Here is a 14,199-nt window from a genome sequence, read left to right as displayed (position 1 = left end):
GAAAGAGGCGTCCCAATCGGACGCCTTTTTGCGTTTCCCTTCCTTCACATGAAAACAAGGACTTCTCTTATGAAAAACTTCATTCAAACCGGCGCGAATATCTCCGTCATTGCGGCGGCGGCCGCTGATGCAGGTGATCCTGTGCTGATCGGATCGCTCTTTGGCGTTGCCACAAGTGACGCGGCCATCGGCGAGACCGTTACCCTGGTGCGCACGGGTGTATTCGAGCTGCCCAAAACGTCGGCGCAAGCCTGGACGGTGGGTGCCAAGATCTACTTTGATGGCAGCGCTTGCACGACCGTTGTCTCCACCAACAAGCTGATCGGCGTGGCGGTGCAATCGGCGGCGGATCCCTCTGCCACGGGGATTGTGCTGCTGGACGGGGCGGCGCGCTAAACTATGCAGGGTCCCTTCCTCGGGGTTGCCGCTGCGCTGGCCGGCGCATTTGGTGGCCCCGTGACTTTGCATCATGGCACAGCGCAGGCGCGCGATGTGGTGGCAGTGTTCCGCCAGGTCCCGCGCCGCGTCGATGGGCACAACGGGGTTGAAATTGAAACCCTTGTGCCGGTGCTGCGCGCACCGCGCTCGGAGCTGGTCGATCTTTCTGAAGGGGATCTGATTGATCCCAAGGACGGGCAGATCTACCGCTTCCTGTTTCTCGAGGAGAGTGCAAGCCCCGCCTCGGATGCGCTGGTGACAGCCCAGCTGGAAGAGGTACCTGACGATGAGTGACACTTTGGTGGCCAAAGAAATCCGGCATCGGTTTAAAGCGGCGTTGAATGGCGTTGTGCTGGAAGTCGATGCGGGTGCGGGGGCTGTTGCGGTCACCATTCTGGATATTCCGCCTTCGGGTTGGGTGGTTCCCGAGGACAAACTGCCCGCACTCTATGTCTTTGCCTCGGGCGAAAGCCTGTCTCATGACGCTTTGAGCGAGGTCACACGTCAGCTTTTCCTTGATGTGGTTCTGATGGCGCGGGGCGGCGGCGATCCCATGGACGGGCTGGATGACATGCAGCTGGCTGTCGAACAAACACTGATCACTGCGGGCGGGTTTGGTCTTGCCCGCAGTCTGCGGCTGATGTCGGTGGAGATCGCCCAAAATCAGGGGGCGCTGATGATCGGCACCCGCCTGATGAAATACGAGATCACTTACGGCGTGACGCCGGATGATCCTTCTCTTTAATCTTTAAAACTGGAGTTCGGCTATGCCCGTAACAAGCGCCACAATTGGCATGAAAGCGACCTTTTCCATCGGCGACGGTGTGGATGGGGGATCCACCACTTACACCAAAGTCGGTTTTGAAATCACCACTATCACCTCGCCGGGGATGACCCGGGAGGCCATCGATGTGACCCATCTGGAAAGCGAAGATGATGCGCGCGAGTATATCGCGGGTTTGCTGGATACGGATCCTGCCACCATCGCGTTTAACTATAACGCCTCGGCCACGGATTCGCTGTATGCCGCCATGCTTGCGGGCAAGGGTGACTTCCGGATTACGTTCCCGAATGGGGTGAAGATGGATTTTTCCGGCATTGCACAAAGCTGGAAGCCCGGGGATCCCTCGACCACCACAATGGCGGGCGAGTTCACGGTGAAACCCTCGGGTATTCCAACCCTGACGGCGGCCTCTTAATCGGGCGCAGCGCTTCCGACTTATCCCTAAACCAGCTTCGAAAGGCCCTCTCATGGGAAATAAATTGCGCGGTCAGATCACGACCGAGTTTGACGGTGAAAAGATCAATCTGACCCTGTCCACAAATGCCATCTGCGAGTTGGAGGCGGTTGTGGATCAACAAATCCATGTGTTTCTCGAGCGCTTTGAGGAGGTGGAAAAGGTGCGGATGAAAGATCTGCGCCTGATCTTCTGGGCTTTGATGCTGGAAGAACGCCCCAAAGCCACGCTTAAAGACGCGGGCAGGTTGATTGACGGGCTGCGCGGGGATCACCAGCGGATCATGACGGATGCGATTGTGGCGGCCTTTCCGGAAGAGGACGGGGAAGGTGGCGACAGGGCAGACGGTGATGCGGGGGCGGGTGCGCCGGGAAAGTAGAGGGCGCGTCCAGAGGCTGGGACTGGCTGGAGTTGCAGCGGGTCTATGTAGCCTTCGGGCTTGATCCCGAAGGGTTCTGGCGGATCACCCCGCGCGAATTGGTGGTGCGCCTTGAAGGAGCGCGCCGTCGCTTGCTGAATGAACAGGACGGGCGGGTCTGGCTGGCCTGGCATGTGGCGGCCTTGTCCCGTCAAAGCAAGCTGCCGGATCTCGCCAGCCTGCTGCAAACCCACCCCCAAAAGCCAACCCAAACCTTGCAAGACCAAGAGATCGGTCTGGACCAGTTGTTTCTGGCCTGGGGCGGGGATCCCGCGCAACTCGCGGATGTGCGTAAATTAAGGGAAGAGACCTGATGGCAAATCAGAACATCGGAAAACTCGGCGTCTCGATCGGGGCGGATACGTCGGATCTGGCACGCGGGATCGGGCGGGCCAAGGCTTTGATGGGCAGCCTGTCGCGGGCGGCCAAAGTGAGCGGCGTTGCGGCAGGGGCGGCTTTTGCGGCGGCTTCGGCGGGGATGGTGGCGATGACCAAAGGCGGGCTGTCTGCGGTGGATGCGCAGGCCAAAATGGCGCGCTCGGTGGATGGCACCATTGACGGGCTGCGGGCCTTGCAGATTGCAGGCTCGGATGCGGGTGTCGCTGTGGGGGAGATGAACGGCGCGGTGCAGATGATGGGCAAACGCCTGGCGGAAGCGGCCACCAAAGGCACGGGGCCAGCCGCCAAGGCCCTGAAAATGCTCGGACTTGATGCGCGCACCTTGATGGACATGGATGTGGACGCGCGCTTTGGAGCGATTGCCGATCGGATCAATGACATGGGCATGAGTGCGCAGGATGCGGCGGGTGTGATGCGGGAATTTGGCGTGCGCTCCAATGAGGTCTCGCTGGCTTTGCTGCAAGGCTCGGGGGCCATTCGGGCGGCGCGCACAGAGGTGCAGAAATACGGGCTGAGCATGTCAGGCGACATGGCGGCCGGGGTTGAGGCGGCCAATGATGCGCTGTCTCGGGTGAGTTTTGTCTTTGAAGGCATGCGCAACCAGCTGGCGGTGGGGCTGGCGCCTGTGCTGCGGGAGCTGGCGGTGAACTTCCAGGCGGCCAGTGTGGCGGGCGGTCCGTTGCAAGCGGCGGTGTCCACGCTGGTGGAGGCCTTTGGGGATCTGGCCAGGGCTATTCTGGACCCGGCCTTTATCGAGGCGGCTGCGGTGTTTGGCACGACTATCGCGCGGGGCGTTGCGGCCCTGTCTCGGGGGCTGGTGGCACTGATTGATCATGCGGAATTGGCAGGGGCTGCAATGATTGCGCTCGGGGCTGCGATGGCGTTTTTTAGCGGGCCCATTGGCTTGGCGGTGGCGGCCGTCGCGGGCGGTGTGTTTCTTTTGTCCACGCGTCTGGGGGAGAACGCCACGGCGGCGGATGAGGCAACAACGGCTGAAAAGGAATTGCTTGCAGCATTGGAAACCGTGGACACGGCCAACGGCGATGCTGTGGCATCCGGGCGCGAATTGATCGCAACCCATATCTCACAAGCGCGCGCGGCGATCACGGCGGCTCAGGCTGAATATGAACTTGCGCGCGCTGAGACGGACCGCGCGGTGCAGCAAGCCAAAATGCGGCGCGAGGCGATGCCTGGCAACCTCTTTGCGGATGATGAGGTTGAGCAGGCGGAGGATGATGCGGCGCTTGCTGCTGAGGTTTACAGTCAGATGATTGCGGATCGGCAGGCTGATCTTGAACGGCTGCAAAAGGTGATGCAGGGTTTTGAGATGAGCCAATATCCCGCACGCGGCACGCGTCCGGTGGGGTCTGATAATGGCGGTGGCGGTGGCGGGGATGATCCGCTTGGCGTTTCCAAATTAAACACGGATTTGCAAAAGTTGATTGCGACCATTGATCCGGCGGCCTCCAAAGCCAAGCAGCTGGCAGCGGCGATGCAGTTGTTGACCAAAGCCAAGCAGGAAGGCGTGATTACGGATGCGGAGTATATTCTGCGCGCCAAACAGATCAATGAGGCCTTTGGGGAAACCCCCAAGCTGGCGGGCGCAGCCGCTGCGGGGGTGAAATCCGTCAAAGACACGCTGGACGATGCGGGCACAGCCGGTGGCACCCTTGCGGAGGATCTGAACGGGGCTTTTGGCAATTTGATCAACCAGATCGAAAGCGGGCGGGAGGCTTTGGTGGGCTTTGGTCTGGAGATTGTCAAAATCCTCGCCGTGCGGGGGATCTCCAAGATCTTAGGGGGGGATGACTGGTTCTCCGGCAGCCTGATCGGGAACAACGCGCTTGGAACGGACAATTGGCGGGGCGGTCTGTCTTGGGTCGGTGAACGCGGGCCGGAACTGGTGAACCTGCCCATGGGGGCGCAGGTCATTCCCAACAATAAGATCGGCAGCATGGGCGGGGGCGGTATGCGCTTTAGCTATGCGCCCAATATTGATGCGCGGGGGGCTTCGGTGCAGGCGGTGCAAGAGTTGGATCAACGGATGCGGGCGGATGCGGCGCAGTTTAACGGCAAGGTGCAACAGGCGGTCTTGAAGGCACAATCGGGAAGGAAGTTGTAATGGCGGATCCGCGGTCTGATCTGTTTGATCTCTGCACCATTAAGACCACCACCTTCTGGCCGCTGTTCCGTCAGGAATTGAGCCGCACGGCGGGCGGGGTGACCCAAGCCAAAGATCTGGGCTCGGCCCTGTGGCGGGCCAGCTATACCACGGCACCGGCGCGCATTGCGGATGCAGCGGCGATCGAGGCGGCGCTGATCTCGCTCAACGGATCGGCACGCTCATTCTTGGCCCATGATCTGCGCCGGCCGTTTCCGATCGCCCATCCGGGCGGCTATGGCGGTGCTCTGTCGATCTCAAATCTCTATTCTGAAGATGCCTTCAGCATCCAGCTGACCGCGCCTGATGGCGGGTTGGAGTTGCGCCCGGGGGATTACATCGGGTTTGAGTATGGGCCACGCCCAAGCCGCGCGCTGCATATGGTGGTGGAGGCGGGCAAAATTGTGACGCCTGGGGCCTCCAAAAAGTTCAAACTGCGCCCCGCGCTGCGCCCGGGGGCGGAAATTGGCGCTGCGGTCACCGTCAATCGCGCCGCCTGCGAGATGATCCTCGAGCCCGGACAAGGCGCGCCGTCCCTGGCGGAGGGGCGCACCTCGTCGGTGAGCTTCACGGCCATCCAAATCTTGTAACACTCTAACTTTAGGAGGGGATCCCATGCGGAGTATTCCTGTCAGCACTCAGGCTTTGCTTGAGGCGCAAACCCTTGTGGTGCGCGATTTTATGCGGATCACGGGGCGGGTCCGTGCCACGGGCGCGCCGATCACCGAAGGCTTCTGGTCTGATCTCGGCGATGTCTCGGCCCAAGTGATCGATGCGGATACAGGTCTGGTGGTGTCTTATGACTTCAAAGGCGTTGGCTCTTTGATTGCGGTGGATCCGATTCCGATGGTCTCGAACCTGACGGTGCAAGAGATCGAGGTGACCTTCTCCCAGTTGGACGATCGGATCAATGAGTTGCTGCGGGTTTACGATATCCGCCAAGCCAAGGTGGAAATCTACCGTGGTGAATTTGATCCTGAGACCATGCAGATGGTGGAACCGGCCACCTCGCGGTTTGTCGGCTTTATTGACGGCGCGCCGGTGGAAACCCCGGCGGAAGGGGGCGAGGGCAGTATCTCGATCAAATGTGTGTCGAGTGCGCAAGAGCTGACGCGGGGCAATCCGGATCTGCGCAGCCATGAAAGCCAGATCGCGCGGGCAGCGGGCGATAACTTTTACCGCGATGTGACCAGCTGCGGCGATCTGGTGATCTTTTGGGGACGGCGCGGCACGGTGCGCGATGCGGCGGACAGCTGATGGGGCAGGGTATTCTCCGCGCCGCGCGGGGCGATGAGCGTTTTGCGGTGCTGGCTCTGTGTCGGGCCTTCCATGCAGCCTCAGGCATTCCCTTTGCTTTTGATCCGGCCCATGCGTCGCGCGCCGCACAAGACCACATCGAGGATCCGCGCAAGCTGTGCCTGGTGCTCGAGGTGAACGGCGCGCTGCGCGGTGTTTTGGCGGCCAGCACATCGATCTCGCCGCTGGCGCCGGTGCGCATTGCCCAGGAACTGGTGTTCTGGGTGGATCCGCAGCATCGGGGCCGTGGATCACGGGACTTGCTCACTGCCTATGAGGCTTGGGCACGGGCAGAGGGCTGCGCGGCGGCCGGGCTGTCCAATTTGAACGACCCGCGTGTGGCGCGGTTTTTTGCAGGCGCAGGTTTTGCGCTCTGTGAGCAGAAATCTCTCAAAATACTGGAATAAGATCATGGCTGTTTTTACCGCTATCGCGTCCACCATTTCTTTGATCAGCTCCTGGACCATCACGGTTGGGGCCTTCCAGATTGCAGTGGGCAATTTTTTACTGCGCGCAGCCGTGCAACTTGGTGTTTCTGCGCTGGCCATGGCTTTTTCCAAGAAGGGCGGATCGACACCCTTCTCGATCCAGGGCTCGGTGCGCACCGGGGGCAGTGTGCCGCGCTCTTTTGTCTTGGGGCCCGGGCTCTCTGCGGGTTCGCTGGTCTGGCATTCGGAATGGGGTGAAGCGGGCGGCACGCCCAATGCGTATTACACCCAGGTGATTGCGCTGTCGGATCTGCCTGTGGCGGGGCTGAACCGCTGGTTTATCGAGGGGCGCGCGGTCACATTGGAAGACACCGGCGATGAGCGGGGTCTGGCGGCTGTGGAATACCGTGAGGGCGAGAAAGATCATGCCTGGATCCGCTTTCATGATGGCACCCAGCTCTTTGCCGATGAATTTTTGACGGGCACGGTGAACTCGGGTGCGCCCCGGATCTATGAGGCCACACGGGTGGGGCGCGGCATTGCTTATGCGGTGGTGACCTTCCGGGTGAATGCGGAAATCTTCACCGGCTTTCCCACCTCCAAGTTCGTGCTCAACGGGGTGAAACTCTACGACATCAGCAAGGACAGCAGCCAGGGCGGATCAGGTCCCCAGCGTTGGGATGCTCCGCAAAGCTGGGGCGGGGACGGCGATGCTTTGCCCGCGGTGCAGGCCTATAATCTGGCACGCGGGTTTTATTACCGCGATCCGGGCGCTGCGGGGGGCACTGACGAAAATTCCACCGTCGCGCTGGGGGCGGATAAATCAACTTTGTCCCTGAAGCTGGTGGGCGGCGGCGGTGGCGGTCTGACCAATGCCAATGGGGCTGCCACCACGGTGATCCTCAAAGATGGCGCAACGGTGATCGCAACCTGGACGGCGGCGGGGGGGATTGCGCGGGCGTCCGATGATCACATCGGGGTTGCCTCGGGCTTTGCGCCCCATGGCAATGGCGCGGAGGGTCAGGAAAGGATCTTCGCGGCAGGCGAAGGCGGCGGTGAAATCCAGCCGGAAATCAAAGGCGGCGGTGCGGGCGGCTTTGTGGAGATCACGGACTATGATCTGACCAGCCTCACCGATCCCCAGCTGGAGATTATGATTGGTGCTGGTGCCACGGATGCGGGGTCTGGCTATGTGGTTTATACGGCGGATCTAGCCTTTGATACGATTGTCCCACAGTGGTTTTACGGGTTGCAGGGGTTGAGCACTGCGCGCCTGCCGGCGGCCCATTGGATTGCCCAGATTGAGAAATGCCGCGCGGAGATTGAGGGCGAAGACGGGCTTGAGCCGATTTACCGCTGTGCGGGTGAGGTGACCGTCAACTCCGAGATCGGTTCGGCCTTTGAAGCGATCCTGACCGCTTGTGCGGGGCGGATGAGTGAAGTGGGCGGGATCTTCAAGATCTATGTGGGGGCACCGGATGCGCCGATCGCGCATTTTAGCGATGCGGATATTTTGAGCCTTGCGCCGCAAAGCTTCACGCCGTTTTTTGGTCTGTCGGATACGGTCAACGGGGTGGTTGCGACCTATCCTTCGCCCGATGAGGGCTATGTGATGCGTTCCACCCCGCCGCTTTATAACCCGAATTATGAACTCGAGGATGGCGGCCGTCGGTTGTTGACCGATGTGCAGCTGTCTTTTGTGCCCTTTCCAGCCCAAGCCCAGCGGTTGCTCACAGGGGAATTGGCGGCGGCGCGGCGTGCCCGCCGGCATACCCATTCTTTGCCAGCGCGGTTCCGTCTGATTGAGCCCGGCGATGTGGTGACCTGGACCAGCATCCGCAATGGCTACGATGCCAAACAGTTCCGCGTGGATGGTCTGATCGATCTGCCCAATTGTGATGTGATTGTGGATCTCACAGAGGTGGATCCGGCAGATCATGGCTCTTGGGACCATACCTCGGATTATGTGCCGGTTGTACCGGTGCCACTGCTTCCGGTGCGCCCGAGCGCGCAGGGCGTGGTGGGCTTCCAGGCGCAGGCGGCTGCGGTGCAGGACAGTGCGGGGCAGCAGCGGCGCGCGGCGCTGGTGATGACCTGGAACGGCACGGTGGAAGATATCATCGGGATCAAGTTCCAGATCCGCATTGCAGGACAGACATCCATTGTGAGCCGCGCGCAGAGCCGTGATTTTGAGGAAGGCGAGCTGTTGGTTGAATCCGGACTTGTGGCCGCCACAGCCTATGAATGTCGCGCGAAATATATCACCGGCACCGCGCGGCCTGTGTCCTGGACGGCTTGGGTTGCTGTCTCCACGCAAGACATCCGCCTGGTCTCCGAGGATTTTGCCTCCAGCATTCGCCCGCCCGAGATTGTCTCGGCTTTGCCAACTGTGGGGAACTATGAGGGCCGGCTGGTGGTGTTTACGGTGGATGGCAAACTCTACCGCTTCCATGGCGGGGTGTGGACGGCCGAAGTGGCGGCTGTTGATGTAACGGGGCAATTGTCGGATGCACAGCTTGCCGAGATCGATGCGGCAAAGCTAACGGGGACTGTTGTTGATGCGCGACTTTCCGAGGTCTCTGCCGGCAAGGTCACGGGGCAGCTTACGGATGCACAAATTGCAGACCTGTCTGCGGCCAAGATCGCCGGTCAGCTTACAAATGCGCAGATAGCAGATATTGCTGCCGCAAAAGTCACGGGCCAAATGACAAGTGCACAGATCGCGGGCCTAGACGCTGCAAAGCTGACGGGAACACTGCCGGAGGCCCGTGTGGCGTCTCTGGCGGCCTCCAAGATCACAGGGCAAATGACCAACGCACAGATTGGCGCACTGGACGCGGCCAAACTGTCCGGGACTGTGGTTGAAGCGCGTTTGGCAAGCCTGAATGCCTCCAAGCTGACGGGCACAATTGCGGAGGCGCGGATTGCCTCTGTTGCGGCTGCCAAGGTCACAGGGCAGATGAGCAATGCCCAGATCGCCGATCTGGCTGCGGCCAAGATCACGGGCGCAATCACAGGAACCCAGATCACGGACGGGGCAATCAGCACAGCCAAGGTTGCGGCAGGGGCGATTGAAACAGCCAAACTTGCCGCTGGGGCGGTCGTTGCTGACAAGATCGCTTCCAATGCTGTCACGGCTGCCAAGGTCCAGGCGGGCGCGATTGAGACTGCAAAGCTGGCTGCTGGCGCTGTTGTTGCGGATAAGATCGCTGCTGACGCTGTGGTGGCCGACAAGATCGCAGCGGGTGCTGTGACAGCAAGTAAGCTAACAGTCGGGTATCTTGAAAACCTCAACCTTGACCCTGACTTCACGGATCACGCGGCTTGGGGTGCCAATTCAAATTTGGTTTGGCAGATAGGCGGCGGGAACTGGGGTTCTCCCAATATCGCAAGGTTGTCCGGATACTTCGACGCTTACACAGTTATAACATCTAAAAACATCTTCACGCTCGACATTGAGGGTGAGGAATTATGGCTTTCCTATCGAGCACGGGTGATTTCTGGAACGGGTAGGGTCTACGTTGATCTGCAACTATCGAAGAACCCAGACTTCACAGGGACGAATGGTGTGGACTTCACGTTTGCGGGTATCGGTTTTGTAACAGCCACATCATTGACCCGTTTGGCCGATAAGATCGTTGTCCCATCAGGGTATCGTTACGGTCGTATTCGCATGATTAAGGGAAACGACGGGACGACAGACTGTTTCATTGGTGACATTCAAGTGCGGCGCAAGTCGCGGGGCGAATTGATCGTAGACGGGTCTATCATCGCTGAAAAAATTGCGTCGGGTGCGGTTGACACAGCCAAGTTGGCAGCGGGCGCAGTCATTGCGGATAAGATCGCTTCCAACGCAGTCACGGCAGTTAAGGTCCAGGCGGGTGCAATCGAAACAGCCAAATTGGCTGCGGGCGCGGTGGTTGCAGATAAGATTGCAGCGGGTTCGGTTGCGACAACGAAACTCGCCATTGGCGGCGGCGGCAATCTTATGGAAAATTCCAATTGGATTGCTGGTGTTTCCAGCTTTGTGCTGGGGGCTTCGGATATCAAAGGCGAGCACTCGTTGAGTATCCGTTCTGCGGGTTCGAATTATGCGGGAACAAGCTATAAAACGGCCCATGCGTTTCAAAATGGTGTATCAGCGGGCACGCAGTCCATTTACTTCCATGCGCTTAATGGGGGCATTTCTGATGGGTTTCCGGCTGTTGCGGGGGAGTGGTATGAGGCGAGCATGTATCTTTATGCTCTGCGGTGTGATGCCACTATTTCGGTTACATTCCGCAATGCGAGCGGCGGGTGGCTTGGGTTTGTGCAATCCGGCAATGTGGTCAACTCTGGCGGCTCGGATAACCCTGACGGCTGGGCGCGGCTTTGGGTTAAGGGGCAAGCGCCTGCGAACACGGCTATGGTGTCGATCATCGTTTACAAGTCAGGCACAACATCGGGCACCACAAGTTATCTCTTTATGCACAAGCCTATGCTTGCGAAAACCCATGCTGCAGCGACAGAGCCGACACCTTACGCCGTAAGTGGTGCAACCTTCATCACCGGCTCCGAAATACTGACAGGCGCGATTCAGGCTGATGCCATTGCGTCCTCGGCTGTCACGACGGCAAAGCTGGCGGCGGGCGCTGTTGTTGCGGATAAGATCGCTTCCAATGCGATCACGGCTGCAAAAATCCAAGCCGGGGCAATTACAGCGGGTAAAATCGCTTCTGGGTCCATTGTTGCGGATGATATTGCGGCCAATACGATTACAGCGGCGGAGATAAAGGCGGGGGCTGTGACGGCCTCTGAACTGGCTGTAAACGCGGTCTATGCGCAGCATATTACGGCGGGGGCGATTACGGCAGGCAAGATCGCAGCGGGGTCCATTGTTGCGGATGATATTGCGGCCAATACGATCACGGCGACCGAGATCAAAGCGGGGGCTGTGACCAGCTCTGAACTGGCCACGAATTCTGTGGCGGCCCAGCATATCACGGCGGATGCCATTGTGGCGGGCCATATCGCAACGGGCGCAATCACAAGCGGCATGGGGGTCTTCTCGGGGCCTTTGCAGTCGGATGATTTTGCCTCGGGGGCCGCGGGCTGGCGCATCAAGAAAAACGGGGATGCCGAGTTTAATGATCTGATCGTCAGAAGCTCTTTGACAGCGGATGCTGTGTCTGACGGAAGCGAAGATTATGTGGGGGGTGCGGGGCAGTATAACTATGATGCCACGGTGGTGGATGTCACCTTTGAGGGGCAGGAGGGGGATAAATCTGTCCAGCCAAACCGGGTGTTTGACATCGCTGCCTATTGGCAGATGCGGTGTTATGGATCCAACACTGCCTCGGGAAACAAGATCCCGGTTCGGGGCAGGGTGCAATATCGTTTGACGGTGGGCGGAGCGACGGGGGCTTGGGTGGATGTTCATACCTCTGCGCCCGCGTTGAATGACACCTGGGCCGATTATTACTACATCGAATCCTTCTCGTTTAAAGCGGATTACGTGGAGTTCCGCCTGACAGCCCACCCCGACGTCAACAGCCCAAGCGGGGCTTACAGCTTCCAGAACAACTTTAGAAGAATTGGCATCTCGGCCTATTCGGTGAGGAGATAGAGATGGGGTATTTTGTCAAACTCTCGAGCACGGGCGCAGTGGACAGCACTGCGGTCAACCGTATCGCCACAGAGGGTTATTTGCAGGTTATTGGGGCTGGGACACCCGCTGAAGGGGAAGTTCTGGCTGGGGTGCCTTTGTCTGTGCCAGCGCTGGCGACCTCTTATCTTTTGGAGGGTGTTTTGGTGCCGCGCCCTGTCACGCCCAAGCCCGTGCTCCTCGGCACGGTGTTGACCTTTCCGTCTTATCCTGCCGGCACGGTGATTGTGATCGCGGATCAAACCGGTGGGGAGGTTCTGTTGGACCACGCGGTTGAAGACGGGGCGGCGGCTCTGGTGGTGGATCTGCCCGATGCCGGCGTCTACGTCATCGAGGCGGCCCAGCCGTTTCCATTTATTGACTCCGAATTGAGGGTGATCCTGCCATGACATTGGTTTTAAACAGATCGGCCGCCAGTAAGAAAAGAGAGCTGGACCAGGCAAAGGCGGCTGCGACCCGCTTTGTGAATGCTGCGATCGGGGCCAAGCGGGAAGAGTTCATCACGGCGCTGCCCGGGCAGGAGATGGTCTATCTGGAAAAAGAGAGCGAGGCGAAAGCCTATCTCGCGGCCGATCCCGAACCTGCCAATCTCGATGCTTTTCCCTTTATGAAGGCCGAGGCGGCGGCCACGGGCTATTCCGCGCAGGAGCTGGCGCAAATCATCCTGTTCCAGTCGGATCTCTGGCGCCAGATCGGCCCGCTGATCGAGGCCACGCGCGTGGGGGCAAATGTGGCCATTGCCGCTGCGGATACCTCCGCGGCGATCGATGGCATCCTCACTGGTTTTGAAACAACCGTTCAAGGCTTTGCCCCGCCTTAGGTGGCGCACAGCTTTACCCACTCCCTGACCGTTTAACGACCTGCCTTTGTGCGGGTCTTTTTTTTGAGGAAATCACATGAAGAAAGAACTGTTCTTTGACAGCCTGCGCAACAGCACCAGCGGGCTGTTTGGCGGGGCACTCTCCCAGCGCCAGGTGGTGGGGATTGAAGCCTTGCTGGATGCAGGGCAGGGCCTGCCGCTGCCCCATATGGCCAATGTGCTGGCCCAGGTCTTTCGAGAAACCGGCGGCGGCATGTATCCTGTGAAAGAGACCGTCTATCGCAGCCACAAGGATCAAGATCCGTCCGACGCCGCGGTGATTGCGCGGCTGGATGCAGCCTTTGCCAAAGGCCAGCTGAGCTGGGTTGGCACGCCTTATTGGCGGGGTGGCCTGTTCGGCCGTGGCCAGATCCAGATTACCCATGCGGAGAATTACGCCAAACTGTCCGAGGTGGTGGGTGTTGATCTGCTGGCGGATCCGTCCAAAGCGCTGATCCCTGCCATCAGCGCGCGGATTGCCGTGGAAGGCATGTGGCAGGGCCTGTTCACCACGCGCAAGCTCTCGGACTATGACCACCCCGACGGTTTTGATCACTTCGGCGCGCGGGACATCGTGAACGGTGACAAGGCCAAGTTCGACAAGGGCGCCATTCTTAGCGTCGGGCAACTGATTGAACACTACGCCCAGACTTTTGAGAAAGCCCTCAAATCCGCCGACTGGGGCGCAGAGGCCCCCTTCGTCCACATCCAAACCATCCGCCCCCCAAACGATCTGGACGGCCCGCCCAAAGGCCTCTGGTCCCTCATTCTCACCACCCTGAAAGGACTCTTCCTATGAAAACCGCTGCCGAACTGACCCCTTTTGTGCGCTATCTGCTCTTGTTCCTGGCAGGGATGGTGCAGCAAGGCGGGGTGATCCCGCCTGAGTTGGCCCAAGCCATGGCTCATGATCCCGCGGTTGTGGATCTGGTGGCCTCTCTGCTGATCGCAGGGGGCGCATTGGCCTGGTACCTTTGGAGCACCTCGCGCAAGGCGCTGGCAAGTCTGTTCAGATGATCCGCAGCCTTCCAAAACGTTACCTCTACGGCGCGGTCGCCGTTGCAGTTCTGGCCTTCGGGCTGTGGCTGCGCTGGGATGCCGTGCGCGATTACCAAGCCGATTTAACAACCGATCGGCTGGAGCAGATCCAAGATGCAAGGACCATTGAATATGAAACACGCAGTGATACTGACGATGCTCTTATTACCTGCCTGCGCGGGGCAGGGTGTTAGTTTTGCCGACATCCAGCGCAAGCCCCCAGTCGTGAGTGAAGCCACAGCCAGCTATCTGGTGACAAACGCGCGGCCGCTTGCAGAGT

16 protein-coding genes are annotated in these 14,199 nt (G+C 59.6%); all 16 read left to right on the top strand.

The window, feature by feature from the left end:
• Positions 1-69 precede the first annotated feature (69 nt).
• The 16 genes from IEX10_RS13150 (at position 70) to IEX10_RS13075 (ending at position 14,113) form a co-directional block, all read left to right on the top strand.
• Positions 70-396 (top strand): DUF2190 family protein, encoded by a 327-nt coding sequence (locus IEX10_RS13150; protein ID WP_188676030.1) that lies wholly within the window; start codon positions 70-72, stop codon positions 394-396.
• 3 nt (positions 397-399) lie between these two features.
• A complete protein-coding gene (locus tag IEX10_RS13145; RefSeq protein WP_188676027.1) occupies positions 400-732 on the top strand; it encodes a head-tail joining protein in 333 nt (110 codons plus the stop codon).
• Entirely contained in the window at positions 725-1,183 is a 459-nt protein-coding gene (locus IEX10_RS13140) for a hypothetical protein (RefSeq protein WP_188676024.1), read from the top strand. Before IEX10_RS13145 ends, IEX10_RS13140 begins: the two co-directional genes overlap by 8 nt.
• 22 nt (positions 1,184-1,205) lie before the next feature.
• Complete coding sequence (locus tag IEX10_RS13135; RefSeq protein WP_188676021.1) at positions 1,206-1,637, top strand: phage tail tube protein; 432 nt, start codon at positions 1,206-1,208, stop codon at positions 1,635-1,637.
• Positions 1,638-1,689: 52 nt separating this feature from the next.
• Positions 1,690-2,055 carry a GTA-gp10 family protein gene (locus IEX10_RS13130; RefSeq protein ID WP_188676019.1) on the top strand — a complete coding sequence of 122 codons (366 nt, stop codon included), beginning with the start codon at positions 1,690-1,692 and terminating at the stop codon, positions 2,053-2,055.
• Positions 2,056-2,087: 32 nt separating this feature from the next.
• Positions 2,088-2,408: a phage tail assembly chaperone gene (locus IEX10_RS13125; RefSeq protein ID WP_188676017.1), complete on the top strand. Its 321-nt coding sequence runs from the start codon at positions 2,088-2,090 to the stop codon at positions 2,406-2,408.
• Entirely contained in the window at positions 2,408-4,615 is a 2,208-nt protein-coding gene (locus IEX10_RS13120; RefSeq protein ID WP_188676015.1) for a phage tail tape measure protein, read from the top strand. The genes IEX10_RS13125 and IEX10_RS13120 overlap by 1 nt, the downstream gene beginning before the upstream one ends.
• Entirely contained in the window at positions 4,615-5,244 is a 630-nt protein-coding gene (locus IEX10_RS13115) for a hypothetical protein (protein WP_188676014.1), read from the top strand. Before IEX10_RS13120 ends, IEX10_RS13115 begins: the two co-directional genes overlap by 1 nt.
• A 25-nt stretch (positions 5,245-5,269) precedes the next feature.
• Complete coding sequence (locus tag IEX10_RS13110; RefSeq protein WP_188676012.1) at positions 5,270-5,911, top strand: hypothetical protein; 642 nt, start codon at positions 5,270-5,272, stop codon at positions 5,909-5,911.
• Positions 5,911-6,357, top strand: a complete 447-nt coding sequence (locus IEX10_RS13105; RefSeq protein WP_188676009.1) for a GNAT family N-acetyltransferase — start codon at positions 5,911-5,913, stop codon at positions 6,355-6,357. The genes IEX10_RS13110 and IEX10_RS13105 overlap by 1 nt, the downstream gene beginning before the upstream one ends.
• 4 nt (positions 6,358-6,361) lie before the next feature.
• Positions 6,362-11,983 carry a phage tail protein gene (locus IEX10_RS13100; protein WP_188676006.1) on the top strand — a complete coding sequence of 1,874 codons (5,622 nt, stop codon included), beginning with the start codon at positions 6,362-6,364 and terminating at the stop codon, positions 11,981-11,983.
• Between the two features lie 2 nt (positions 11,984-11,985).
• Entirely contained in the window at positions 11,986-12,411 is a 426-nt protein-coding gene (locus IEX10_RS13095) for a hypothetical protein (protein WP_188676003.1), read from the top strand.
• A complete protein-coding gene (locus IEX10_RS13090; protein ID WP_188676000.1) occupies positions 12,408-12,842 on the top strand; it encodes a hypothetical protein in 435 nt (144 codons plus the stop codon). The genes IEX10_RS13095 and IEX10_RS13090 overlap by 4 nt, the downstream gene beginning before the upstream one ends.
• Positions 12,843-12,918: 76 nt before the next feature.
• Positions 12,919-13,680 carry a hypothetical protein gene (locus IEX10_RS13085; RefSeq protein WP_188675997.1) on the top strand — a complete coding sequence of 254 codons (762 nt, stop codon included), beginning with the start codon at positions 12,919-12,921 and terminating at the stop codon, positions 13,678-13,680.
• Complete coding sequence (locus IEX10_RS13080; protein ID WP_188675994.1) at positions 13,677-13,898, top strand: Pam3-gp28 family putative phage holin; 222 nt, start codon at positions 13,677-13,679, stop codon at positions 13,896-13,898. Before IEX10_RS13085 ends, IEX10_RS13080 begins: the two co-directional genes overlap by 4 nt.
• Positions 13,895-14,113, top strand: a complete 219-nt coding sequence (locus tag IEX10_RS13075; RefSeq protein WP_188675990.1) for a hypothetical protein — start codon at positions 13,895-13,897, stop codon at positions 14,111-14,113. The genes IEX10_RS13080 and IEX10_RS13075 overlap by 4 nt, the downstream gene beginning before the upstream one ends.
• Positions 14,114-14,199 lie beyond the last annotated feature (86 nt).

This window comes from Neptunicoccus cionae (assembly GCF_014643735.1).
GTDB lineage: Bacteria > Pseudomonadota > Alphaproteobacteria > Rhodobacterales > Rhodobacteraceae > Amylibacter > Amylibacter cionae.
The sequence above is the reverse complement of the archived record's forward strand: the minus strand, read 5'-3'. Positions and strand labels throughout refer to the sequence as shown.